This window comes from Streptomyces sp. NPDC054841 (assembly GCF_053611045.1).
In genome coordinates this window covers 1-23,398 of record NZ_JBSGZO010000092.1, presented here as the reverse complement: position 1 = coordinate 23,398, position 23,398 = coordinate 1, and the positions used below count along the sequence as shown (strand labels likewise).

14 protein-coding genes and 2 pseudogenes are annotated in these 23,398 nt (G+C 70.5%); 7 read left to right on the top strand and 9 right to left on the bottom strand.

Annotated elements, in window-relative coordinates; translation table 11 throughout:
* Window positions 1-104: 104 nt before the first annotated feature.
* Window positions 105-347, top strand: a complete 243-nt coding sequence (locus ACWGI8_RS15460; RefSeq protein WP_453661185.1) for a hypothetical protein — start codon at window positions 105-107, stop codon at window positions 345-347.
* On the opposite strand, the gene ACWGI8_RS15455 is transcribed toward ACWGI8_RS15460, so the two are convergent.
* On the bottom strand, window positions 328-1,410 hold the full coding sequence (locus ACWGI8_RS15455; RefSeq protein ID WP_453661183.1) for an IS630 family transposase: 1,083 nt from the start codon (window positions 1,408-1,410) through the stop codon (window positions 328-330). The genes ACWGI8_RS15460 and ACWGI8_RS15455 overlap by 20 nt on opposite strands.
* Before the next feature lie 65 nt (window positions 1,411-1,475).
* On the opposite strand from ACWGI8_RS15455, the pseudogene ACWGI8_RS15450 reads away from it, so the two are divergent.
* Together ACWGI8_RS15450 and ACWGI8_RS15445 are read left to right on the top strand one after the other, a co-directional pair.
* Window positions 1,476-1,997, top strand: a pseudogene (locus ACWGI8_RS15450) (DUF5753 domain-containing protein); the annotation flags it as partial.
* Window positions 1,998-2,287: 290 nt separating this feature from the next.
* Window positions 2,288-2,512, top strand: coding sequence for a DUF7848 domain-containing protein (locus ACWGI8_RS15445; protein WP_453661182.1), 225 nt, complete (start codon window positions 2,288-2,290; stop codon window positions 2,510-2,512).
* A gap of 256 nt (window positions 2,513-2,768) precedes the next feature.
* Here ACWGI8_RS15445 and ACWGI8_RS15440 read toward each other — a convergent pair whose 3' ends face one another.
* Together ACWGI8_RS15440 and ACWGI8_RS15435 are read right to left on the bottom strand one after the other, a co-directional pair.
* On the bottom strand, window positions 2,769-2,972 hold the full coding sequence (locus tag ACWGI8_RS15440; protein ID WP_453661180.1) for a helix-turn-helix domain-containing protein: 204 nt from the start codon (window positions 2,970-2,972) through the stop codon (window positions 2,769-2,771).
* A 255-nt stretch (window positions 2,973-3,227) separates the two neighbouring features.
* Window positions 3,228-4,946, bottom strand: a complete 1,719-nt coding sequence (locus ACWGI8_RS15435; protein WP_453661178.1) for a recombinase family protein — start codon at window positions 4,944-4,946, stop codon at window positions 3,228-3,230.
* Window positions 4,947-4,973: 27 nt separating this feature from the next.
* Between ACWGI8_RS15435 and ACWGI8_RS15430 the strand changes: the two are divergent.
* Window positions 4,974-5,075, top strand: a pseudogene (locus ACWGI8_RS15430) (NrdH-redoxin); the annotation flags it as partial.
* A gap of 14 nt (window positions 5,076-5,089) precedes the next feature.
* Here ACWGI8_RS15430 and nudC read toward each other — a convergent pair.
* The 6 genes from nudC to ACWGI8_RS15400 all read right to left on the bottom strand — a co-directional run bounded on the left by nudC (window position 5,090) and on the right by ACWGI8_RS15400 (window position 16,401).
* Window positions 5,090-6,037 carry an NAD(+) diphosphatase gene (nudC, locus tag ACWGI8_RS15425; protein ID WP_453661177.1) on the bottom strand — a complete coding sequence of 316 codons (948 nt, stop codon included), beginning with the start codon at window positions 6,035-6,037 and terminating at the stop codon, window positions 5,090-5,092.
* A 38-nt stretch (window positions 6,038-6,075) separates the two neighbouring features.
* Window positions 6,076-7,473, bottom strand: coding sequence for a dipeptidase (locus ACWGI8_RS15420; RefSeq protein ID WP_453661176.1), 1,398 nt, complete (start codon window positions 7,471-7,473; stop codon window positions 6,076-6,078).
* A gap of 10 nt (window positions 7,474-7,483) precedes the next feature.
* Window positions 7,484-11,284, bottom strand: a complete 3,801-nt coding sequence (locus tag ACWGI8_RS15415) for a UvrD-helicase domain-containing protein (RefSeq protein ID WP_453661174.1) — start codon at window positions 11,282-11,284, stop codon at window positions 7,484-7,486.
* Window positions 11,285-11,384: 100 nt separating this feature from the next.
* Window positions 11,385-12,203, bottom strand: a complete 819-nt coding sequence (locus tag ACWGI8_RS15410; protein ID WP_453661172.1) for a hypothetical protein — start codon at window positions 12,201-12,203, stop codon at window positions 11,385-11,387.
* A gap of 107 nt (window positions 12,204-12,310) precedes the next feature.
* Window positions 12,311-15,832 carry an ATP-dependent helicase gene (locus tag ACWGI8_RS15405; protein ID WP_453661171.1) on the bottom strand — a complete coding sequence of 1,174 codons (3,522 nt, stop codon included), beginning with the start codon at window positions 15,830-15,832 and terminating at the stop codon, window positions 12,311-12,313.
* A gap of 203 nt (window positions 15,833-16,035) precedes the next feature.
* Complete coding sequence (locus ACWGI8_RS15400) at window positions 16,036-16,401, bottom strand: MGMT family protein (RefSeq protein ID WP_453661170.1); 366 nt, start codon at window positions 16,399-16,401, stop codon at window positions 16,036-16,038.
* A 206-nt stretch (window positions 16,402-16,607) separates the two neighbouring features.
* Here ACWGI8_RS15400 and ACWGI8_RS15395 point away from each other — a divergent pair, with 206 nt between their 5' ends.
* The 3 genes from ACWGI8_RS15395 to ACWGI8_RS15385 all read left to right on the top strand — a co-directional run bounded on the left by ACWGI8_RS15395 (window position 16,608) and on the right by ACWGI8_RS15385 (window position 23,126).
* On the top strand, window positions 16,608-19,541 hold the full coding sequence (locus tag ACWGI8_RS15395; RefSeq protein ID WP_453661168.1) for a lysylphosphatidylglycerol synthase domain-containing protein: 2,934 nt from the start codon (window positions 16,608-16,610) through the stop codon (window positions 19,539-19,541).
* Between the two features lie 223 nt (window positions 19,542-19,764).
* Window positions 19,765-21,495, top strand: a complete 1,731-nt coding sequence (locus ACWGI8_RS15390; protein WP_453661166.1) for an alpha/beta hydrolase — start codon at window positions 19,765-19,767, stop codon at window positions 21,493-21,495.
* Between the two features lie 95 nt (window positions 21,496-21,590).
* Complete coding sequence (locus tag ACWGI8_RS15385) at window positions 21,591-23,126, top strand: alpha/beta hydrolase (RefSeq protein ID WP_453661165.1); 1,536 nt, start codon at window positions 21,591-21,593, stop codon at window positions 23,124-23,126.
* Window positions 23,127-23,398 lie beyond the last annotated feature (272 nt).

Sequence of the window (23,398 nt, the reverse complement as noted above, 5' to 3'; positions counted from 1 at the left end):
TTACTCCACACAAGTCACGATGATCAACGGTGGCCGTACCCGTACCCCTACCAGGCCCCACCAGCAAGATCACGATCTACAGCTGGAGTACTAAGCGTTGCAACATGTCTCAGACAAAGGTCAGCAACATCGAGAGTGCGAAGCTGACGCCGAGCCTTGTCGACGTGGAGCTGATCCTTCGGGCGCTGGACGCCCCGCCTGAGCTTGTCTCGCAGGTGGAGGCCCTCACTCGCATCGCCAACACTGAGTGGCAAGACGTGTGGTCGCAGCGCCGTACGGGTCTGGAAAAGAAGCAGAACGAGCTAGTTTCTCGTGATCCTGTTCATGTCAGTTCGAGTTGTTATTGACAAGTTTCTTCACGTTGGTCGCGACGAGTCGGACCTTCGCGAGGACCTCGCCGGCCGTCGCGGTCCAGGTGAACGGTGTCGCCGTCGTGTTCCAGGAGTTGATGTAGTCGCGGATCTGTTTGATCAGGACGTTGACGCTGGAGAACGTGCCGCGGCGGATGGACTGCCGGGTCAGGATTCCGAACCAGATCTCGATCTGGTTCAGCCACGAGGAGCCGACGGGAGTGAAATGGAAGTGGACTTGCGGGTTCTTCGACAGCCACTCCTTGACCTCCGGGGTGGTGTGCGTCGAGAGGTTGTCCAGGACGACATGGATGTCCTTCCCGGCATGCGGTTTCACAGCCTTCTTCAAGAAGGCCAGGAAATCCTTGCCGTTCCGGGTCGGCTTGCACTCGCCGAGCACTTCGCCGGTGGTCACGTTCAGAGCGGCGAACAGGTTCGTGGTGCCGTGCCGGACGTAGTCGGCGGTGCGCTTCTCGCTCGCCGCGAAGGCGACCGGCAGCACAGGCTGGGTCCGGTCCAGCGCCTGGATCTGCGTCTTCTCGTCGATCGAGAGGACCACCGCGCCGCCCGGCGGGGCCAGATACAGGCCGATCACATCGGCCACCTTCTCCGCGAACGCGGGGTCTTTGGAAATCTTGAAAGTACCGCTGCGGTGCGGCTTCAGGCTCTCCTCCCGCCAGACGCGCGCGATGTAGTGCCAGGACACGGTGATGTTCTCGGTCCGCTCCAGGTACTTCGCCAACTCCCGTGTGGACCAGTGCGAAAGCCCCGTGCCGTCCGGCGGCGTCATGCGCGTCAGCGCAATCACCCGGGCCCGCACCCGCGCCGGCACCTGTTCCCGTGCACCACCAGGACGGTCACCTTCCAGCCCGGCCAGGCCCTGCTTGGCATAACGACGCTTCCAGCGATCCACCGTCGGCAGCGATACGCCAAGCAGCTCGGCTATGTCCTTGCGACGGCGCCCCTCACCCGCCCACAAGACGATCCGGCCCCGCGTGGCGATATCCGCGGGAACGTCCCGACTGCTTACCAACTCCCGCAGCTCGGTGGCCTGTTCCACAGAGAGCTCCATGCCAGGAGAACGAGACACGCAAGATCAAGTAATGCCGACAGGATCACGAGACACTAGCAGGGTTCGAGAAGTCCTCTACAGAGTTCCGGTACTTCCTGCTGTCCATGGTGACGGGCCTACTCGCGACACCCGAATACGTGAGGGCAAGCCTTGCCGGCATCCCCGGCGATCACAGCAAGGCCATCGCAAAGAAGCTGGAGCGGCAGGCGGTCCTTTACGACACGTCGAAGCGGTTCACGTTCATTCTGACCGAGCAAGCCGTCAGGTGGCCATTTCTTCCTGCCTCGGCCATGGCCATGCAGATTGACCGGCTGACGTCCGTGAACCTCCTGCCGAATGTGCGCCTCGGGATCATCCCTCTACGGGGCCACATGCCGGTGTGCCCGTTGAATACCTTCACTGTCTACGACACTCGGATAGCAACGGTTGAGACGTCGACAGGGGCGATGGTGTTCCGGGATCGTCGGGACGTGTCGGCATACCTGGATGAGTTCGCCGTATATGACGGCTACGCCTTGTTCGGGGAGCAAGCCAGGGAGCGACTGTCCGAGTGGGCCAGGCAATTCCGCTCGTGATCTTTACCCGACAACGCGAATAACTGCGCTCTCTTGCCAATCCACGGTGGATCATTGATTGCCACGGAAGGCCCACGGCGGGGAGGTTGCGAATGGCGGCACGCAGACAGAAGGGCTCCACACTCTCGCCCTTTGTGCGGGAGCCTGCGCCCGTGCCCGGCTGTTCGGTGTGCCTCGGGTTCGCGGTGCGTCGCCAGAACGCCCGCTCTGTGTTCGACCACAGCGCGGTGACGGATGCGAACGTGTGCCTGCGTCGGCATCTGGCAGCGCAGCACGGGAGTCGGGCAGCGATGCCTAGCCGCGCCGTCCTGCGGTACGTGAAGCACCGGATCACGCAGCACCCGGACACTGAAGTGACCTTCGAGGCGGAGTGCCTGTGGTGCGACTGGACGGCGCAGCCGTCGACGGACGGCGCGGCGGTCGACGTGGAGTGCATGAGCCACGCAGGCCGGAGCGGACACAAGGGCTTCCGACGTATCTGCACGTCGTTCGCGACGGTGGCCCGGGACGAGTGACCGGCAGACCCCCGGCACACCGAGGGACGGCAAGCACCCTGCACCTAGGTGCGCCGGAAGGGGCGCAGCATGAGCGACCACGCGCCCCTGTGCTGGCCCCTGTCGACTTCCCCCGTAGTCGGCAGGGGTCGGCATCGTTTGGCCACTCAGAGGGCGACGCAGGCCCGTGCATGGCAGAGGCCCCCGACTCGATGCCGGGGGGCCTACCTGTGTCTCTGTGCGCCTGTCTCAAGCGCTGTCTTCGGGCTGGCGGGTCTCATCCGGCCGTGCCGGTAAGCGCCCGGTAGACGGTCGCCTGCCCCACTCCAAGCGCCTTGGCGATGGCCCCGTAGCTCTTGCCCTCGTCCTTCAATGCCTGCGCCTGGCTGATCATCCTCGCGTCCATGGCCTTGGGGCGACCGCCCACCTTGCCTTGCGCCTTGGCTGCGGCAAGCCCTGCCTTGGTGCGCTCCACGATCATGTGTGGCTCCCTTCCCTGTGTGGCGCAGCGTGCGCCAGTGACCCCCGCCGGACGGCGGGACATGTGCCTCCCTTTCTTCGCGGGGGTGGACCGGCCACGGCTGGCACGGTCTTCTTCACAGGTGAGCGCCCAGGGCGTGAGGCACTGGACTCGGTCTCGTGCGGTCGGGAGCGACGGCGGCGACCTGGCAGCGCATCTTACAGGGCACAGGAACGGGAAAGGCCCCCGCGGTCGGGGGCCTCCTCGCTCGCTCAGTCAGACCTGAGTCGGCATCTTCCCGGCTCCCTCTGCTTCCTTTGCCTCGTCTTCGGCCCTTGCCGCGCGTTCCGCCTCAAAGTCCTCCCAGCGGCTGACGATCTCCCACTCCACCCCTGTGAGCGTCGAAGGCTTCTCGGCAGGGGCGTTTCCGAACCCCCACAGGGGTTCGATCGGCTGCCAGACTTGGGACGGCTTGGACGGCGCATCCCACCATTCGGTGCCCTGTTGCCGAAGGTTGTCGATCAGGCCCCCAGGATCGATGGCGAGAACATCGGTCCTGAAGTACGCCTTCACCCCGTGCTTCTTCAGGAACTCCCGGCGCTCATCGACGGTCGACCGGTACCACCACTCGCTGTAGCTCTCTCCCGTCGAGGTCCACACCGTCACCGGCTTCGGCCCGTCCTGGGTAGTGATCTTCTCCCGCTCCTGGGCGAGGGTGGTCATCTGTGACGCGTACGCCGTGGCGTTCATCTCGCCCTGCTGGAACTCCTTGTTGAGCTGGTTCATCTTCCCGTCGATGACTGCGAGCTTCGCCGCTCGGCTGTCGTCCACCGTCGTCTTGGACTCCATCCTGGTGAGGTGACCGATCTCCCCCAACAGAGACGATTCAAGCCACGGGTAAAGGTCCTCGGCCCAAAAGGTCTGCTTCGGGCATGCCTTGATGCCCTTGCTCTTGTTTCCGTGGCAGCGGTACCGCTCGCGCTTGCTCCTGGACGGGTCGCCCTTGACGTAGTAGATCGGGCTCTTGCACTGGAGGCAGAACGTCACGCCGACCGTGGGGGAGGTCGACCCCTGCTGCTTCTTGTACTTGACCGAGGCCACGGCCTCCGACAGCCTTGCCCACTCCTCCTCGTTCAGCACCGGAGCCGACCTCGTGACCGGCGAGCCGTCGTCGTTTCGGACCACGGTTCCGTTGGCGCGCACGTACTCGCCAAGAAGTGAGCGACTCGTCAGCACAGCTTGGACCGTTGTCGGCGTCCACCTGCTTCCCCGCGGCTTCGGGGCGGCCAGCCGTGTCGTGCTCTCACCGGCCGCAGCACGCATACGAGCGATGTCCTGGGCGGTAGGGACTTCTTCCTCGTTCAGCCAGTCGGCCACGGCCGAGAAGTTGGGCTCCTTGACGAAACGCCGGATCATCTCGATCAGCACGGGTCCGTACGTCGGGTCGAGTTCTAGCGTGAAACCGTCCTCACCCTTGACCGACCGGCGACCGAACGGGACAAGGCCACCCGGCCAGCGGCCGGTCTTCCGCATGGTCTCCCGAGATGCCTTGTTACGGGCCTTGATGGCGTCCAGCTCCGCCTCTGCGACCACGGCCAGGATCTTGGCAATGGTCTTGCCCCATGGCTTCGCGAGGTCGAAACCCTCCTCGCAGGAGATCAGGCCCTTACCGTTCGCCTCGCACCACTCGATGATGTCCGAGAGGTGGCGGACCGACCGCGCGATGCGGTCGATCTTCAGGATGATGATGTGGTCGAACTGGTCCCGCTTGTTGTTGAGCCAGTCGCCCAGGGACGGGCGCATCCACGGCGAGATGTCTGCGGATACGTCGATGTCGACGGCGAAGTCGACCAACTCCATCTCTTCGGCGTCCGCCCGCTTGCTGATGCGGGTGCGCTGCGTTTCCTCGCCGGTCTGGTTCTCGTTGCCTACTGACAGACGGATGACGCCAAGAGCCCTGGGCTTGTCGCTCACGGTCTCCCCCTCCCTGGACATGGGGCGGCCCTCCCTGGCCGCCCACACTCAAAGGGAAGTCTACAAACTGTGCCGACCGTTCTCTTCGCCGACGGTTCGACCCTGACCAACCCCTCGCTGGCTCAGGTCAAGCAGAAGATCGGCGTCTGAGCGGCCTGGTGCCGTCAGACGGCGGAGCCCGGCTTCGGCAGGGGCTTGCCGTACCAGAGCTCGATGAGGCGGGCCGCAATCGAGATTCCGTAGGGAGGCAGTACCTCCCCGGACTCGAATGCGGCCCGCAGGTCTTCCCGCGAGAACCAGCGGGCCTCGTGGATCTCCTCACCGTCCACGTTGATCTCCGACGAAGTGGCGCGGGCCATGAACCCCAGCATCAGGCTGTACGGGAAGGGCCAGGGCTGGCTGGCGACGTACTCGACGTCGCCGACGGTGACGCCGGCCTCCTCGTACACCTCGCGGATCACGGACTGCTCGATCGACTCGCCGGGCTCGACGAAGCCGGCGAGCGTGGAGAAACGGCCTTCGGGCCAGTGGACCTGGCGGCCGAGAAGCGCGCGGTCCTCTTCGTCGGTGACGAGCATGATCACGGCGGGGTCGGTACGCGGGTAGTGCTCGGCTCCGCAGGCCGGGCAGCGGCGGATGTGGCCCGCGGCCGCGATGACCGTGCGCTCGCCGCAACGTGAGCAGAAGCGGTGCAGCCGCTGCCAGTTCTCGAGTGCGACCGCGTGCACCATCAGACCCGCGTCCCGCGGGGACAGGAGCAGTCCGGCCTCGCGCAGCCCGGCGGCGCGCGCGGACTGGTCCATGCGCCCGGGGAGGGCGTCCTTCTGCAGCGCGAAGTAGCTGACGCCCTCCTCGTCGGTGCCCAGGAAGTAGCGGTGGGTCTCCGTGACGGGGGCCTCGAAGGCCGGGGTCATGACGAGTTCGGTGCGGCCGTCGGGGGCGTCGTCGATGAGCACCTGTCCGCCGGAGATGACGAACACCCGGGTCGTCGGGTGACTCCATGCCACCGCCAGCCAGGCCTCGTCGAGTCGGTGGTGCGCCGCGCGGTCGATGCCGCTCGGCGCGGTGAGGCTGATGGGACGGCCGTCGGCGACGTTATTGAAGGTGCTCACAGGTACTTCCAACTCCCCCGGGGTGATTCGGTGGTCTGTCAGTGGAGGGCGCCGGCCAGATCGCCCCACAGGTGGGCGGTGGTTTCGACGCCCTTGAGCAGCAGGTTCAGCTCGACCTTCTCGTTCGGCGCGTGCCATCCGTCGGACGGTACGGAGATACCCAGGAAGAGTACGGGGGCACCGAGCACGTCCTGGAGGTCGGCGGCAGGTCCGGAGCCACCCTCGCGCGTGAAGCGGATCTTCTGCCCGTCGAACGCGCGCCCCATGGAGCGGGCGACGGCCTGGAGGGCGGGGTGGTCCAGCGGTGTGAGGCAGGGGCGGGTCGCGGCACCGAAAGTGATCTTGTGGCGGATGCCGGCCGGAATCCGGGAGGCGACCCAGGTGCGGATCGCTTCCTCGATCCGGTCCGGATCCTGTCCGGCGACCAGCCGGAACGAGAGCTTCAGCTGGGCGGAGGACGGGATGATCGTCTTTCCGCCGGGGCCCTGGTATCCGCCGCCGATGCCGTTGACCTCGGCGGTCGGCCGGGCCCAGATGCGCTCCAGTGTGGAGTAGCCGGCCTCGCCGAGCGTCCCGTACGACTTCGCCGTACGCAGCCACTCGGCCTCGTCGAAGGGCAGCTCCGCGAGGAGCCCCCGCTCGGTGTCGGTCAGCTCCGCGATGCCGTCGTAGAAACCGGGGATCGTGACGCGCTCGTTCTCGTCGTGAAGCGCGGCGACGAGGCGGCCGGCGACCGTGGCCGGATTGGGCACCGCGCCGCCGAAGGAACCGGAGTGGATGTCCTGGTCGGGGCCGTAAAGCTCGATCTCGCAGTCGGCGACGCCGCGCATGCCGGTGCAGACGGTGGGAGTGGTCTCGGACCACATGCCGGTGTCGGAGACGATCACGGCGTCGGCGGTGAGGCGGTCCCTGCGCTGCTCCACGAGGGCGCGGAAGTGCGGCGAGCCGGACTCCTCCTCACCCTCGACGAGGAGCTTCAGGTTGACGGCGGGGGTGGTGCGGCCGGTGGCGGCGAGGTGCGCACGCACTCCGAGGGTGTGGAAGAAGACCTGGCCCTTGTCGTCGGCGGCGCCGCGGCCGTACATCCGGCCGTCCTTGACGACCGGTTCGAACGGGTCGGTGTGCCAGCCGTCCTCGCGGGCGGCGGGCTGGACGTCGTGGTGGCCGTAGACCAGCACGGTGGGGGCGTCCGGGTCGCCGGACGGCCACTCGGCGAAGACGGCGGGCGCGCCGTCCGTCTCCCAGATCTCGGCGGTCGGGAAGCCGGTCTCCTCGAGCTTCGCCGCCAGCCAGTCCGCGCTGCGCCGTACGTCCGCGTCGTGCTCCGGCTGGGCGGAGACGGACGGGATGCGCAGCCAGTCGGCGAGGTCGTCGAGGAAGGCCGCGCGGTGCTGCTCCAGGTACGTACGGACGGCGGTGTCCGGGGTGTCGCTCATGGCCTCGAGCCTATCCGGCGCCCGGGGCGGGTTCGCCGGCCCGGTCGGGGACCGGTTGCGGCTCGGGGTCCTGCTCCGGATCCTGCTCGGGGCCCCGCTCCGGATCCTCCAGGAGGATCCGCTCCAGGCCTGCCCTGTCGGGCAGGCCGCCGGGGTGGACGACCTCTCCTGTGCGTACGTAGACGAAGGCGGCCGCGACGGATTCGGGCGGGAGGCCGTGCTGCTCGGCCCAGGCGAGGCGGTAGACGGCGAGCTGGAGCGGGTCGGCATCGCGGGCGCGGCTGGTCTTCCAGTCCACGATCTCGTACGCACCGGTCGTCTCGTCGCGGTAGACGGCGTCGATACGGCCCCGGACGACGCGGCCCGCGAGGGTGAGCTGGATGGGCACTTCCACGCGGTAGGGGGTGCGGCGGGCGTACGGGGTGCGCTCGAACGCCTCCTTGAGCGCGGCGAGATCCCGTTCGTCGGCGATCTCGGCCTCCTCCGGGTCACCGCCGGGCAGCTCGTCGGGCCCGAGCATGGGCAGTGGCAGTTCCTCGAAGCGCGACTCCACCCAGGCGTGGAAGCGGGTGCCGCGCCGCGCGGCCCGCTGCGGAGGGCGCGGCATGGGGCGGGCCAGCTCCTGGGCGAAGCCGTCGGGGTCGGCGGCGAGCCGCAGCAGCTGGGACGCGGACAGCGAGGGCGGTACGGGTACGTCGCGTACGGCGGCGCGGGCGCGGCGCAGCTCGCCGGTGAGCGCGTCGAGATCCCGGTCCCAAGAGGCGATGGCCCGGGCGTCCTCGGGGGTGAGTGGCTCGCCGCGCTGGGCGGGGAGGCGCGGGGAGACCTCCCCCGCGCCGTCTCTCCCCGGAACCGGGGGCAAGCTCGCACCGCCCCGGCCGCCGACCGGGCGATGGCCGGCATGACCGGGCCGGCTGAACGGGCCGAACGGTTCGGACGGTTCGGATGGTTCGGACGGTTCGGATGGTTCGGACGGTTCGGACGGTTCGGACGGTTCGGACGGTTCGGACGGTTCGGATGGTTCGGACGGTTCGGACAGTTCGATCGGATCGGACGGGCTGCCTTCGGCCGGCGGACCCTCGCGCGACGGCCGGGGATCACCGATGCCCGGTGCGAGTTCGCCCTCCCAGGCCGGTTCGCCCTCCCCCCAGCCCTGTTCGTCGCCCCAGGGCTCCTCGTCGCCCCAGGCCTGTTCGTCATCCGGCCAGAGCTCGTCCTGGGGTGCCTCCGGCTCGTCCGGCCGCTCCCGCTCGCCCGGCTGGTCCGACGCGTCCCGCTCGTCCGACGCATCCAACCCATCCGACGACGCATCCGACGCACCCGCCGAGAGGGCGTCCAGGTGCGCCAGCACCAGGTCCGCGGCCGCGCGGCGGCGGGCCATCGCCGCGGAGTCCAGGGGCAGGGGCCAGGCGTGCTCGGCCGCTCTCTTCTGGAGTGCGGGGTTCTCGGCGTCCTCCGGGGGCTCTTCGGCCCATGCCTCGATCTCGCCATGGCCCGCCGCGCAGTGGTCGTACAGGGCGTGCAGGAAGGCGGACGGGCCGCGACGGCGCTTCTGGGTCGGGCCCCACCAGTGGGCCGAGCCGAGCAGCAGGGAACGGGGGCGGGTGAAGGTCACATAGCCCAGGCGGAGTTCTTCCGTGTGCTGATGGTCCTTCATCTCGTCCTTGAAGGCCTTGAGGCCCTTCGCGTCCCAGGAGGTGATGTCCGGGAGCGTGTCGGCGTCACCGCGCAGCGCGTGCGGCAGGACCTTGGCCTGGGAGGTCCAGGATTCGCGGGCGCGGGTGCTCGGGAACTGGTCGGCGACCAGTCCCGGGACGGCGACGACGTCCCATTCGAGTCCCTTCGACTTGTGTGCGGTGAGCACCTTCACCGTGTTCTCCCCGCCGGGCAGGGCGTTGTCGAGGCCCTTCTCGTACTGCTCGGCGGTGCGCAGGAAGCCGAGGAAGGCGAGCAGGGTCGCTTCGCCGTCCAGTGAGGCGAAGGAGGCTGCTGTGTCCAGGAAGTTGGCGAGGGTTTCGCGGCGGCGGGCGGCCAGGGCGTGCGGTGACGCGGAGAGCTCGACCTCCAGGCCGGTGGCGGCGAGGACGCGGTGCAGCACGTCCATCAGGGGGTCGGCGAGGGAGCGCCGGAGTTCGCGCAGCTCGGTGGCGAGGCGGGCGAATCGGACGCGGGCCTCGGCGGAGAACGGCAGGCCGTCGTCCGTGTCGTTCGATTCGAGGAACGTGTCGAGCGCGTCGGCGAGGGAGATCACCTCGGCCGGATCGGTGCCTTCGACAGCCGCGGCAAGGCGCTGGTCGGGGTCGGCGTCGCCGTCCGCGCGGTGTACGAGGAGCCGGGCGCGGCGGCCCAGCAGCGCCAGGTCGCGGGGGCCGATGCGCCAGCGGGGGCTGGTGAGGAGCCGTACCAGCGAGGCGTTGGCCCCCGGGTCCTGCAGGACCTCGCAGACGGCGACGAGGTCGGCGACCTCCGGCAGATGCAGCAGCCCGGACAGGCCGACCACTTCGACGGGGATGTCGCGGGCGACGAGGGCGCCCTGGATCTCGGCGAAGTCCCCCGCCGTGCGGCACAGGACGGCGATCTCGCCGGGCTCCTTGCCGGTGCGCACGAGGTGGGCGATCGCGTCGGCGAGCCAGGCGATCTCCTCCGCGTGGGTGTCCAGGAGGGCGATACGGACGGCGCCGTCGCGCTCGGCGCCGGGGGCGGGGCGCAGTGCCTCGACGCCTTCGTGCCGGGCGCGCAGGGGCTCCGCGAGACCGTTGGCGAGGTCGAGGAGTCGGCCTCCGCTGCGGCGGTTCTCGCTCAGTGAGAGGCGGGTGGCGGGGGTGCCGTCCTCGTACGGGAAATGCTCGGGGAAGTCGTCCAGGTTGGCGACGGACGCGCCGCGCCAGCCGTAGATCGCCTGACAGGGGTCACCGACGGCGGTGACGGGGTGACCGGTGCCGGCGCCGAAGAGGCCGGAGAGCAGCAGCCGCTGAGCCACGGAGGTGTCCTGGTACTCGTCGAGCAGGACCACCCGGAATTCGTCGCGCAGGATCCGGCCGACCTCGGGGCGGGTGAGCGCGAGCTCCGCCGAGAGCGCGATCTGGTCGCCGAAGTCGAGCAGGTCGCGGGCGCGCTTGGCCGCGCGGTAGCGCTCGGTCAGGTCCAGGAGCTCGCGGCGGGCTGCGGCGGCCTCGGGGACCTTGCGCAGCTCGGCGTTGGTGAGCTTCGCGGTCTCCAGGGTGTGCAGCAGTGCGGAGTCGTGGGCGCGGAGCTGCTCGGGGCGTACGAGATGCTCCGCGAGCTCGGCGTCGAGCGCGAGCAGATCGCTGACCAGGGACGGGAAGGACTTGGTCAGCGCGGGGTACGGTCCCGGGGCTTCGCGCAGCACGCGCGCGGCGAGCTGGAAGCGGGTGGCGTCGGCGAGGAGCCGCGTCGTCGGCTCCAGGCCGATGCGCAGGCCGTGGTCGGTGAGGAGTTGTCCGGCGAAGGCGTGGTACGTGGAGATACGCGGCTCGCCCGGAGGGTTGTCCGGGTCGATGGTGTCGGGGTCGGTGACCCCGGCCCGTACGAGCGCCGTGCGGACGCGCTCGGCGAGCTCACCCGCCGCCTTGTTGGTGAAGGTCAGGCCGAGTACCTGCTCCGGGGCGACCTGGCCGGTGCCCACGAGCCACACCACCCGGGCCGCCATCACCGTCGTCTTTCCCGAACCTGCTCCGGCCACGACGACCTGCGGGGCGGGCGGTGCGGTGATGCACGCCGTCTGCTCCGGGGTGAACGGGATGCCGAGGAGCTCCTTGAGCTGCTCGGGGTCGGTGATGCGTGCGGACACCCCAGAGAGGCTAACGGGGACCACTGACAGTCAGTGGTCCCCGTCGGCCCTGTACGTACTTCAGGTCTTATGAGGTGCCTTCAGGCACCGACAGGGGACGTCAGGCGCTTCCGGCGCCGCCCATCATCTTCTCCAGGTCGACCACCTCGCCGGCCGGCGGAGGAGTGGCTGCGACGGGCTTGTCGTAGTCGCTGAAGGTCATGGTGCCGGGCTCGTCGCCGCCCGTGGTGACGACCTTGAGGAAGTACGGCTTGCCCTCGGCGGCGACGTAGATGGTGTGCGTCTCCGCACCGTCCTTCTCCGTCAGCGTGATCGCCTTCTGGCCGTTGACCTCGGTGAGCTGCCCCTTGGTGACGTTGGCCGTGCTGCCGTCCTCCATCTCGTCGATGAGGCCGTCGAGGTCACAGGCGCCGCCCATGTCCTTGGCCGCGTCCTCATCGGCCGGGATCTTCATCCAGCGGCCCTTGAGCATCTCGGTCATGGCGGCGGTCTCCTCCGCGGAGGAGCCCTCCTCCTTGCCCATGGCCTTGTAGAACGCCTCGTCGCCCTTCATGTACATGACCTTGTTGAGCACGAGGAACTCGGCCTGGCCGGAACCGGCGTAGCCCATCTTGCCCTTGCAGTTGCCCTGCTTGCTGAGGGCGAACTCGATCGCCAGCTGCTTGCCGTCGTCCTTGCCCGAGCCGGCGACCTTGAGGGACGAGGCGGCCTTGGTGGCCTCCACCGCCTTGTCGGCGATCTGCTGCCCGGTCATACCGGCGAACGGCTCGGGTGCCTTCGGGGACTCGCTGACCGTCTGGTCGGACTTGCCCTTGGAGCCCGCGTCCTTGCCACCTCCGTCCTTGGAGCAGCCGACGAGGGTGGCGGTCAGGGCCGCACACGCAACCGCCGAGACCAGAATCTTCCGGTTGGCCATCATTTGTCTCTCCCAGCAGGAATCGCTTATCGCGTTGTTGTGCGACTGCTGTGAGCCGGCTTTGGATGCACGGCAACCGCGTGATTCGCGCCACACCTTCCGGAGAGGTGCTATTCGACGATGTGCCGGCCCTCTGGCCGGGCGCTGCACGACGCCCGGAAGGCGCAATGGCCGCAGTGGGTGCCCGTGTTCGGGGTGAAGCGTTCGTCGAGTACGCGGCCGGCGGCGGTGGCGAGCAGCTCGCCGACCCACTCCCCCGCGAGCGGCTCCTGCGCCTGGACCCTCGGCAGGGCGTCTCCCCCCTCCTTCTTGGGGGCGGGCTGGCGCAGCTGTACGAGTTCGGCGCCGCCGGCTTCGGGGCGGCGGCCGTCGAAGACCTCGTCTACCGCTCCCTCGCGTACCGCCAGCTGATAGACGGCGAGCTGGGGATGGTGGGCGATCTCGTCCTTGGTGGGTGCCTGCTTTCCGGTCTTGAAGTCGACGACGTACGCCCGGCCGTGCTCGTCCTGCTCGACGCGGTCCATGGAACCGCGGATCCGTACCTCGTACGCACCCGCTTCGAGGGTCACGTCGAAGTCGTGCTCGGTGGCGGCGGAGGTGCGGCCGTCGCGGTCCGTGACGTGCCAGCGCAGGAAGCGTTCGAGCGCCACGCGCGCGTGCTCCTTCTCCTGCTGGGACTTCCAGGGGGCGTCGAAGACGAGCGCGTCCCAGACGGAGTCGAGGCGCTCCATGAGGACGGCGAGGTCGGCGGGGGTGCGGCCGGAGGCGACCTCGTCGGCGAGGACATGGACGACGTTCCCGAATCCCTGGGCGGCGGTGGCGGGGGCGTCCGCCTTGACCTCGCGGCCCAGGAACCACTGCAGCGCGCAGGTGTTGGCGAGCTGGTCGAGGGCACTGCCCGACAGGGTGACGGGATGGTTGCGGTCGCGGAGCGGAACGCCGCTGTGGGTCGGTTCGTTCAATCCCCACCAGCGGTACGGATGGGCGGCGGGGACCAGCGGCTGGCCCTCGTCGTCCGTGAGCGCGGCAAGGCGGGCGAGGCGGCGGGCGGCGGCGTCGCGCAGTGCCGGGCTCGCTCCGGGGTCGACGGTGGTGGCGCGGAGTTCGGCGACGAGGGGGGCGACGGCGAGGGGGCGGCGGGGACGGCCGGTGATGTCCTTCGGCTCCGCACCGAGTTCGGTGAGGAAGCGGGAGGGCTGATCACCGTCGTCGGCGGGTGCCTTGACGGCGGTGACGACGAGGCGGTCGCGGGCGCGGGTGGCGGCGACGTAGAAGAGGCGGCGCTCCTCGGCGAGGAGGGCGCCGGGAGTGAGGGGTTCGGCGAGGCCGTCGCGGCCGATGCGGTCGGCTTCGAGGAGGGAGCCACGGCGGCGCAGGTCGGGCCAGAGACCTTCCTGGACGCCGGCGACGACGACGAGGCCCCATTCGAGGCCCTTGGAGCGATGGGCGGTCATGAGGCGTACCGCGGCAGGGCGTTCCGGGCGCCGGGTGAGCGTGTCGGCGGCGATGTCCTGGGCCTCCAGCTCGTCCAGGAAGTTGAGGGCGCCGCGGCCGCCGGTGCGCTCTTCCGCGCGGGCGGCGGTTTCGAAGAGCGCGCAGACGGCGTCGAGGTCGCGGTCGGCGTTGCGGCCGGCCGCGCCGCCCCTCAGTGCCGCGCGCTCCAGTCGCTGCGGCCAGGGGGTGCCGGTCCAGAGCTCCCACAGGGCCTCTTCGGCGGTACCACCGCCGTCGAGAAGCTCGCGGGCCTTGCGCAGCAGCGTGCCCAGGCGCTGGGCGCCGCGGGCGTAGGCGGGATCGTGCGCGGTGAGCCGCTCGGGCTCGGCGAGGGCGCGGGCGATGAGCAGGTCGGAGGGCGGCGGCACGCGATTGCCCGCGGCGCGCTCCTCGTCGCGGAGGGCGCGGCCGAGGCGGCGGAGGTCGGCGGTGTCCATGCCGCCGAGGGGTGAGGTGAGGAGTGTGACGGCGGTTTCGGGGTCGAGCCAGGTGGGGTGCGGGGCGGTGGAGGCGGTTCCGCTCCCCTCCCCCTGCTCGGGGAGATCCCCACCTTCCCGGAACCCGGGCCCCGGCGTGCCGGGCTCGTCGCCCGGGCCATCACCCGGGGCAGGGATGTCCGCGTCGGGCAGGTGCCCCGCGGGCTGCTGCGCCGGGACCGTCGCACCCGCGGGTAGGCCGGCGGGATCGGTGGGCGCGCCGGGGGCCGGGACGGTCGTCGCCTTCGCGGCGGTGCGGAGGGCCGTCAGGAGAGGGGCCACCGCAGGTTCGTGGCGCAGGGGGATGTCGTCACCGTCCGTTTCGACCGGGACGCCGGCGGCGGTGAGGGCGCGGCGGGCGGACGGGAGGGTGCGGGCGCCGGCGCGGACGAGGACGGCCATGTCGTTCCAGGGGACGCCCTCTTCGAGGTGGGCGCGACGGAGGATGTCCGCGATGTTGTCGAGTTCCGTGGAGGCGGTGGGGTACGTGTACGCCTCGACGCGGCCGCCCGCGCGGACCGGGGTGAGCTCGCGGTGGGCGCGGACCTTGTCCGAGGGGAGCCGGGTGAGCGGCATGCGCTGGGTGAGCAGACGGGTCGCCGACAGCAGCGTGGCCCCCGAACGGCGGGACGTCGTGAGGACCGCGACCGGCGCCGGGCGCCCGTCCGCGCGGCGGAAGGTGCCGGGGAAGTCGAGGATGCCGTTCACGTCCGCGCCCCGGAAGGCGTAGATCGACTGGTCGGGATCGCCGAATGCGACCAGGGTGCGGCCGTGCCCGGCCAGTGCCCGCAGCAGCCGGACCTGTGCCGGATCGGTGTCCTGGTACTCGTCGACGAAGACGGCGTCGTACCGCGCGGCGAGCCCGTCGCCGGTCCCGGGCCGTTCGGCGAGGAGCGATGCCCGGTGGACCAGTTCCGCGTAGTCGAGGACACCCTGTAGGTCCAGGACGTCCAGATATTCGGCGAGGAAGGCTGCGGCGGCCCCCCAGTCGGGCCGCCCCGTGCGCCGGGCGAAGGCCGCAAGCGCGTCCGGGCCGAGGCCCAGCTCCCGGCTCCGGGCGAGCACGGCCCGCACCTCGTCCGCGAAACCGCGCGTGGTGAGGCATGCCCTCAGCTCCGCGGGCCAGCGCGCCCCGGCCCGCCCCTCACGCTCCAGGTCGAGCTGCCCGGCCAGCAGGTCGCGTACCGCCACGTCCTGCTCCGGACCGGACAGCAGCCGCAGCGGTTCGGCGAACAGGTCGGCGTCCTGGTGCGCGCGGACGAGCGCGTAGCAGTACGAGTGGAAGGTGGTGGCCTGCGGCGCCCGCGCGCCTCCGAGCCGCAGGGCCATGCGGTCGCGCAGTTCCACCGCCGCCTTGCGGCTGAAGGTGAGCACCAGGAGCCGCTCCGGATCCGCGCCCCGCGCGATCCGCGCCGCCACCGCCTCGACCAGGGTCGTCGTCTTCCCCGTCCCCGGTCCCGCCAGCACGAGCAGCGGTCCCTGTTCATGGTCAACCACCGCGTGCTGTGCCGCGTCCAGGAGAGGGGGATCCACCGGGCCCGGCGGGGTACGCACCAGTCGGTACGCGCCCGGGGTCCTCCCTCTGCGCCCCTGCGGGCGTGGGGGGACCCCCTGCCGTGCCCGACGGTGCGGTGTACGCCCGTTGGAAGAGGAGGAGCTCACGTGGATCGCCGGTCCTGGTGGGTGTGCTGGTGGTGAGGGGGCCGGTGCGCAAGCGCGGGCCGCGGGGGTACGAGGGTGCCGAAGGCGGTTCCGAAGACGCTACGCCAGGCAGCGCCTGGGTCGCAGGGAGTCCGGTCCCGAGCGCGCCGGATACTCCGTACGGGAACCGGATGACCCATCGCACCGCCAAATGGCGGAAGCTGTCAGGTGTGAGCTCCTGTGTCCGTCGTGCCCGCGCCACCGTCCCAGCGCGCCCGCCTCATGTCGAGGCGCGGCACATGGTCGTCCGCGCCGCGCGACGCCTCCCGCAGCGGGGTGCCCTCCGCGCGGTAGTGCTCCAGTGCTCCCAACTCGTGGCCCGGCAGCAGGACGCCGTCCGCCCGCACCACGCGCCACCACGGCACGGCCCCTCCGTAGAGCGCCATGACGCGGCCGACCTGGCGTGGTCCCCCCTCACCGAGCCACTCCGCGACGTCGCCGTACGTCATGACACGGCCCGGCGGGATGTGCTCGGCGGCATCGAGCACCCGCTCCGCGTACTCCGGAAGTTCCGGCACCTCATCGCTCATCCGGCCCATCCTGCACCATGGGACCGACAGTGGGGCTGGACCGTCACGCAGCGTACGTACGCAGACAAAGAGGCGTATCTGGTGCAGCTCACGCCCTCGCATTGCACCCTGATGCCCCCCATTGTCAGCCCGCCATGCCACCATCGTCCGGGCGGTGACTGGTGATACGAGATCAAGAAGAGACAGACACGACGAAGGAGCAGGACGTGCAGCCTCCTGCGGCGGCGAGCACCTCCGGCTCCGAGTCGCGCCCGGAATCCGCCGAAGCACGCGGGGGAGGCGCGGGACCGCGCAAGGACCGGGCCGAGTCCCACCCCGGAGCCGAACCGCGCGACGCAGCCGGACCGCGCCACGAACAGGCCGTGTCCCACCCCGGAGATCCCGGGCAGCAATCGGGTACGTCCAGCCGCACGCACGGCCGTACGCCCGACCGCACCCACAGCCCTGACGTGCCGCCCTCCGGCCACACGGACGCACCGGTTCGAGGCACCGACGCAGCCACCGCCGAACGCGACGACAGCGTTGACAGCGACGACGCAGCGCACATCGACCGGCTCTCCGGGGACGAGCCCCTCCTCCCGGCGCGCGTGCACCGCCCCTCCGATCTGACGCGGCTGCTCACCGGCATCCTGGCGATCGCCGTCGTCCTCGGCCTCGCCGCCTTCGCCCACGGCACCACGTCCGGTCTGGAACAGGACATCTCCAAGGGCACCGGCCAGGCCCCCGACGTGCTGGTCAAGCTCGCCGGCCTGGTCTCCAGCATCGCCGTGCTGCTCGTCCCGGTCGCCTTCGCGATCGAGCGGTTGATCAAACGGGACGGCCTGCGGATCGCGGACGGCGTCCTCGCCGCCGTCCTCGCCCACGGAGTGACTCTCGCCACCGACCTCTGGGTCGCCAAGGCAGCGCCGGGCCAGATCCAGGACGCGCTGACCCAGCCGCAGACGGGCGGCGGTCTCACCGATCCCGTCCACGGCTATCTCGCGCCCGTCATCGCCTATATGACGGCGGTCGGCATGGCCAGACGGCCTCGCTGGCGGGTTGCGCTGTGGGGTGTGCTGCTGCTCGACGCCTTCGCGATGCTGGTGGCGGGCTACACCACCCCATTCTCGATCATCCTCACCGTGCTGATCGGCTGGTCCGTCGCGTACGGCACGCTCTACGCCGTCGGCTCGCCGAACGTGCGGCCCACCGGCCAGACCCTGCTGGCCGGTCTGCGCCATGTCGGTTTCCGTCCGGTCACCGCGATGCGCGCCGAGGACGTGCCGGACTCGGCGGACCAGGGCGACCGCGGTCGCCGCTATCTGGTCACTCTGGAGGACGGCCCGCCACTCGATGTCACCGTCGTCGACCGTGAGCAGCAGGCGCAGGGCTACTTCTACCGCGTGTGGCGCCGGGCGACGCTGCGCGGCATCACCACACGCCGTTCGATCCAGTCCCTGCGGCAGGCACTGGAGCAGGAGGCGCTGCTCGCGTACGCCGCGATCGCCGCCGGGGCCAACGCACCCAAGCTGATCGCCACGTCCGAGCTCGGCCCGGACGCCGTGATCCTGGTGTACGAGCACCTCGGCGGGCACTCCCTGGACTCCATGGCGGACAAGGAGATCACGGACGACGTGGTGCGCGGCGCCTTCGAGCAGGTGCGGGCGCTGCAATCGCGGCGTATCGCGCACCGCAGGCTCACGGGCGACGCGATTCTGGTGGATCGTTCCGGCAAGGTCGTGCTGACCGATCTGCGCGGCGGTGAGATCGCGGCCGGCGATGTGGTGCTGCGCATGGACATCGCCCAGCTGCTGGCCACTCTGGGACTGCGGGTCGGCGCCGAGCGCGCGGTGGCCGCGGCGGTCGAGGTGCTCGGTCCGGACGCGGTCGCGGACTGTCTTCCGCTGCTGCAGCCGATCGCGCTCAGCCGCTCCACACGGGCGACACTGCGGCGGCTCGCCCGGGAACGTTCGCAGCGCGAGCGCGAGGCGGTGCTGGCGGCGTCGGAGTCGGCCAGGCAGGCCAGGGCCGAGGAGGCTCTGGAGGTGGCCGAGAGCGGCGACAGGGCCGGCAAGAAGGCTGTCCGCAAGTCGCTGCGCGCCGAGAAGCAGGCCGAGAAGCGAGCCATGGACGAGGCGCTGGACGAGGCCCGCGAGGAGGATCTGCTCGCCCAGATCCGCCACCAGGTGCTGTTGATCCGGCCGCAGGCGCCGGTCGAGCCGGCCCGGCTGGAGCGGATCAAGCCGCGCACGCTGGTCAGCCTGATCGCCGGAGCCATCGCCGCGTACTTCCTGCTGTCCCAGCTGACCCGGACCGACCTCACCGTGGTCGGCCGGGCCCACTGGGGCTGGGTCGCAGCCGCGGTCCTCTTCTCGGGGCTCAGCTATCTCGCCGCCGCGATGAGTCTGCTGGGCTTCGTGCCGGAGCGGGTGTCGTTCCTGCGGACGGTCGTGGCGCAGGTCGCCGGATCCTTCGTGAAGATCGTCGCTCCGGCGGCGGTCGGCGGTGTGGCGCTGAACACCCGCTTCCTGCAGCGTTCCGGTGTCCGTCCCGGGCTGGCCGTGGCGAGCGTCGGCGCCTCCCAGCTCTTCGGTCTCGGCGCGCACATTCTTCTGCTGCTGTCCTTCGGCTATCTGACGGGTACGGAGAAGACGTCGTCGCTCACCCCGTCCAGGACGGTCATCGCGGGTCTGCTGACCGTGGCCGTGCTGGTGCTGGTGGTGACCGCCATCCCGTTCCTGCGGAAGTTCGTGGTGACCCGGCTGCGGTCGCTGTTCGCCGGGGTGGTGCCGCGGATGCTGGACGTGCTCCAGCGGCCGGGGAAGCTGATCACCGGCATCGGCGGGATGCTGCTGCTGAGCGGCACGTTCGTGATGTGCCTGGACGCCTCGATCCGGGCCTTCGACAACGGGGATCAGCAGCTCAGCTACGCCAGCATCGCCGTGGTCTTCCTCGCGGGCAGCGCCCTCGGGTCGGCCGCGCCGACACCGGGCGGCATCGGGGCGGTCGAGGGTGCGCTGACGATCGGCCTGATCGCCGTGGGTCTGCCGCCCGAGGTCGCGGCTCCCGCCGTACTGCTGTACCGGCTGATGACGCTGTGGCTGCCGGTTCTGCCGGGGTGGGTGGCCTTCAACCAGCTCACCCGCAAGGGGGCGCTCTAGGTCCCGTCCGGTGGATCGGGCTGGATCGCAGGACGTCGCGAGCCCAGCAAGATCCGCCGGACGGGCCTGGAGTCGCTCCGGAACGGGGTGCCCCGAGGGGCGAGGGCATCGCCGTGCACTCTCACGGCGATGCGCACCCTCACGGCGATGTGCGCCCTCGCCCTGCATCCTCATGGCCCGCCGTCGACAGGCGGACCGTCTCGCCGCGCCGCAGGATGGGGTCATGCCGACCTCCCCCACCGGCTGCCCCTCCGACGGCTCCGGACCTGACGACAGCGGCCGAACCACGGACGCCGCCGACCCGGCGGCCATTGCCGACGCGGCCGCGCCTGCGGATCCGGCAGGCTCCGACTCCTGGGACGACACCGTCGGCCAGAGCCGCGCCGCGCGGCGCGCGTCAGCCGCCCGGCGGGCCGGGACCGTCCTCGCCGCCGCGACCGCCGCCGTACTCCTCGTCACCGCCGGGTGCTCGGACGGCGGCGAAGGCACGGGCAAGGAGCAGAACCGGGACCTCGCGGCCCAGACACTGGACTGGCAGCCGTGTCCGGCGCCCTCGGAGGCGGAGGGCGGCGGGACCGCGCCCTCACCGCTGCCCGGCGGCACACCGTGGGAGTGCGCCTTCATGGATGCCCCGCGCGACTACGCCGATCCGGACGGCGAGACGATCGAGCTGGCCCTCATCCGTGCGAGGGCCCGTGACGAGTCCCGGCGGATCGGCTCCCTGATCTTCAACTTCGGCGGTCCCGGCGGCTCCGGGGTCAGCACCCTGCCGGCCGCGGCGAGCGAGTTCGAGAGCCTGCGGTCCCGCTACGACCTGGTGAGCTTCGACCCGCGCGGGGTCGGGCGCAGCCAGGCCGTCGAATGCCTCGACGACAAACAGCTCGACGAGTACTACGCGCAGGACGCCACCCCGGACGACGCCGCCGAGGAGAAGGCGTTCACGGAGAACCTCCGTAGGTACGACCAGGGCTGCGAGAAGCGCTCGGGTGAGGACCTGCCGTACGTCGGCACCAGCAACGCCGCTCGCGACATGGACCTGATGCGCCAGGTCCTCGGCGACGACAAGCTCCACTACTTCGGCATCTCGTACGGCACCGAACTCGGCGGCGTCTACGCTCACCTCTTCCCGAAGAACGTCGGCCGGGCCGTCTTCGACGCCGTCGTCGACCCCACCGGCAATCCGGAACAGGCCTCGCTCGGCCAGACCCAGGGCTTCCAGCTGGCCCTCACCAACTTCGCCAAGGACTGTGTCGCGCGCGGCGACGCATGCAAGCTCCCGGGCAGTACCCCTGAGGAGATCCAGCAGTTCATCGTCGATCTGCTGGCCCGGCTCGAGAAGCAGCCGATCCCGGCACTCGGCGACCGCGAGCTCACCGAGACCCAGGCGACCAGCGGCATCGCCCAGGCCCTGTACTCCAAGAAGTTCTGGCCGCTGCTGGAACAGGGGCTCGACGAGGCGGACGGCGGCGACGGGGCACTGCTCCTCACCCTGTCCGACGTGATGAACGGCCGCAACCAGGAAGGTCAGTACAGCAACATCCAGGCGGCCAACGCGGCGATCAACTGCGTCGACTTCAAGGAGCGGTACTCGCTGGAGCAGACGAAGGCCAAGCTCCCCGAGTTCCACGCGGCCTCGCCCGTCTTCGGCGACTACCTCGGCTGGGGCCTGATGAGCTGCTCCCAGTGGCCGGTGCCGGGGCAGTGGGACACACCCGATGTCAGCGCGCCCGGGGCGGCCCCGATCCTCGTCATCGGCAACACCGGGGACCCGGCGACCCCCTACGCGGGCGCCAAGGCGATGGCCGAGGAGCTCGGGAAGGGCGTCGGCATCGAGCTGACGTACGAGGGCGAAGGTCACGGGGCGTACAGCAGCGGAAGCGCCTGTGTGAAGACCGCCGTGGACCAGTACCTCCTGGACGGGAAGGTCCCGGCCGCGGGAACCGTCTGCAAATAGGCTCGGGGGCAGGGCTCCCGATGTCACTGTCAGTGGCGGCGCCTAGGATGGCGGATCAGTCGAATCAGTCGGGTGAATCCCCGGGGGGGCCTGGAATGTCTTTCCGTACGAGGGCGCTGGCGGCGGCCGTCGCGCTGGCACTGGCCGGCGGGGCGCTGACGGCCTGTGACACCGGCGGTGCCGGCACGGGTGACAGGGCCGGGACGGGGGAGCCCGCCCCGGTGCAGGACGGCGACGCGGCACACGGCCTCCCCGACGCGCTCACGAAGCAGCGGCCCGACTGGAAGCCCTGCGAGAGCGAGGGCTGGACCTGCGCGAAGGTGAAGGTCCCGCTCGACTACGACGCCCCCGAGGGCGAGACGCTGTCGATCGCGCTGATCCGCCGCCAGGCGCAGAACAAGGACAAGCGCCTCGGTTCGCTGCTCTTCAACTTCGGCGGCCCCGGCGGCTCCGGCGTCGACATGCTGCCGCGCGCCGCGGTGGACTACCAGAAGCTCAACGCCCGCTACGACCTGGTGAGCTTCGACCCGCGCGGGGTCGCGGACAGTTCCGGGGTGGTGTGCCGGGGCGACAAGGAGCAGGACGAGGCGGCGTCCCGCGTCGACCTCACCCCCGACACCTCTGCCGAGGAAGCGGCCTACTTCAAGGACGCCAAGGACTTCGGCGCGGGCTGCGCCGGCCGCTCGGGCAAGGTCCTCGCGCACGTCGGCACGGCCGATGCCGCCCGCGACATGGATCTCATCCGCCATCTGCTGGGCGACCGCAAGCTCAACTACTTCGGTATCTCGTACGGTACGGAACTCGGCGGCACCTACGCCCACCTGTTCCCCGGAAACGTGGGGCGCACGGTACTGGACGCGGTCGTCGATCCGACGGCCGACTCGATAGGCCACGCGCGCAATCAGACCATCGGCTTCCAGCGCGCCCTGGACAACTACCTCACGAGCACGGGGCAGGACCCCAAGGAGGGTTCGGCGCGGATAGCGGCGCTGCTGGAGCGGATCGACAAGAAGCCGCTGCCCACCGACAGCGACCGTGAGCTGACCGAGGGGCTCGCGCTCACGGGCATCGTCCTGTCGCTGTACGCGAAGAGCCTGTGGACCGATCTCACCCAGGGCCTCCAGGAGGCCGAGCAGAGCGGCCGTGGCACAAAGCTGCTGTCGCTCGCCGACATGTACAACGACCGTGACGCGAACGGCCGTTACGGGACGCAGAGCCACTCCCAGCGGGCGATCTCCTGTCTGGACACCAAGCAGCGTCCGACACCGGCGCAGGCGAAGGGGCTGCTGCCGGAGTTCCGGAAGATATCCCCGGTGTTCGGCCCGTTCCTGGCGTGGGACACGGCGGGCTGGTGCGCGCAGTGGCCGGTGCCCGGTGAGCGGGTGACGCCCGAGACCAGCGCGAAGGGTGCGGGCCCGATCCTGGTCGTCGGCACGACCGGCGACCCGGCGACGCCGTACGAGGGCGCGCGGCGGATGGCGGACGAACTGAGCGAGGGCGTCGGTGTGCTGCTCACCAACAAGGGCGAGGGCCACGGCGGTTACAGCCCGGAGAACGGGTGCGTGACGGACATCGTGGACCGTTACCTGCTGGACGGCAGAGTGCCGGAGGACGGCGGGACCTGCGGGTAGTCGCCCCGGCGGCGCGCACGGGGGCGGGCGGGCAGACGGGCGTCCCCGCAGATGCCGGCCGGCGTCCACACACGCGCAAAAGGACCGCCGACGCGCACGACAAGAGGCTGCCCGCGCACGCGACATGCCCCCTATGACCATGAGGGAGGGGCCGGCCCCCACGGGCCGGCCCCTCCCGCACAGCGCGGGTCTAGGGCGGGGGGGGGGGGGGAGCGCGGGGCGCCCCCCCGCGGGGCCCCCGCCCCCCGCGCCCACCCGGGCCCCCCGGCGCC

Bases quoted from the DNA above. Each gene is read 5' to 3' on its own strand.
- ACWGI8_RS15435 (WP_453661178.1), bottom strand. From the start codon at position 4,946: ATGTCCAGGGAGGGGGAGACCGTGAGCGACAAGCCCAGGGCTCTTGGC.
- ACWGI8_RS15410 (WP_453661172.1), bottom strand. From the start codon at position 12,203: ATGATGGCCAACCGGAAGATTCTGGTCTCGGCGGTTGCGTGTGCGGCC.
- ACWGI8_RS15400 (WP_453661170.1), bottom strand. From the start codon at position 16,401: ATGAGCGATGAGGTGCCGGAACTTCCGGAGTACGCGGAGCGGGTGCTC.
- ACWGI8_RS15440 (WP_453661180.1), bottom strand. From the start codon at position 2,972: ATGATCGTGGAGCGCACCAAGGCAGGGCTTGCCGCAGCCAAGGCGCAA.
- ACWGI8_RS15420 (WP_453661176.1), bottom strand. From the start codon at position 7,473: ATGAGCGACACCCCGGACACCGCCGTCCGTACGTACCTGGAGCAGCAC.
- ACWGI8_RS15390 (WP_453661166.1), top strand. From the start codon at position 19,765: ATGCCGACCTCCCCCACCGGCTGCCCCTCCGACGGCTCCGGACCTGAC.
- ACWGI8_RS15385 (WP_453661165.1), top strand. From the start codon at position 21,591: ATGTCTTTCCGTACGAGGGCGCTGGCGGCGGCCGTCGCGCTGGCACTG.
- ACWGI8_RS15460 (WP_453661185.1), top strand. From the start codon at position 105: ATGTCTCAGACAAAGGTCAGCAACATCGAGAGTGCGAAGCTGACGCCG.
- ACWGI8_RS15445 (WP_453661182.1), top strand. From the start codon at position 2,288: ATGCCTAGCCGCGCCGTCCTGCGGTACGTGAAGCACCGGATCACGCAG.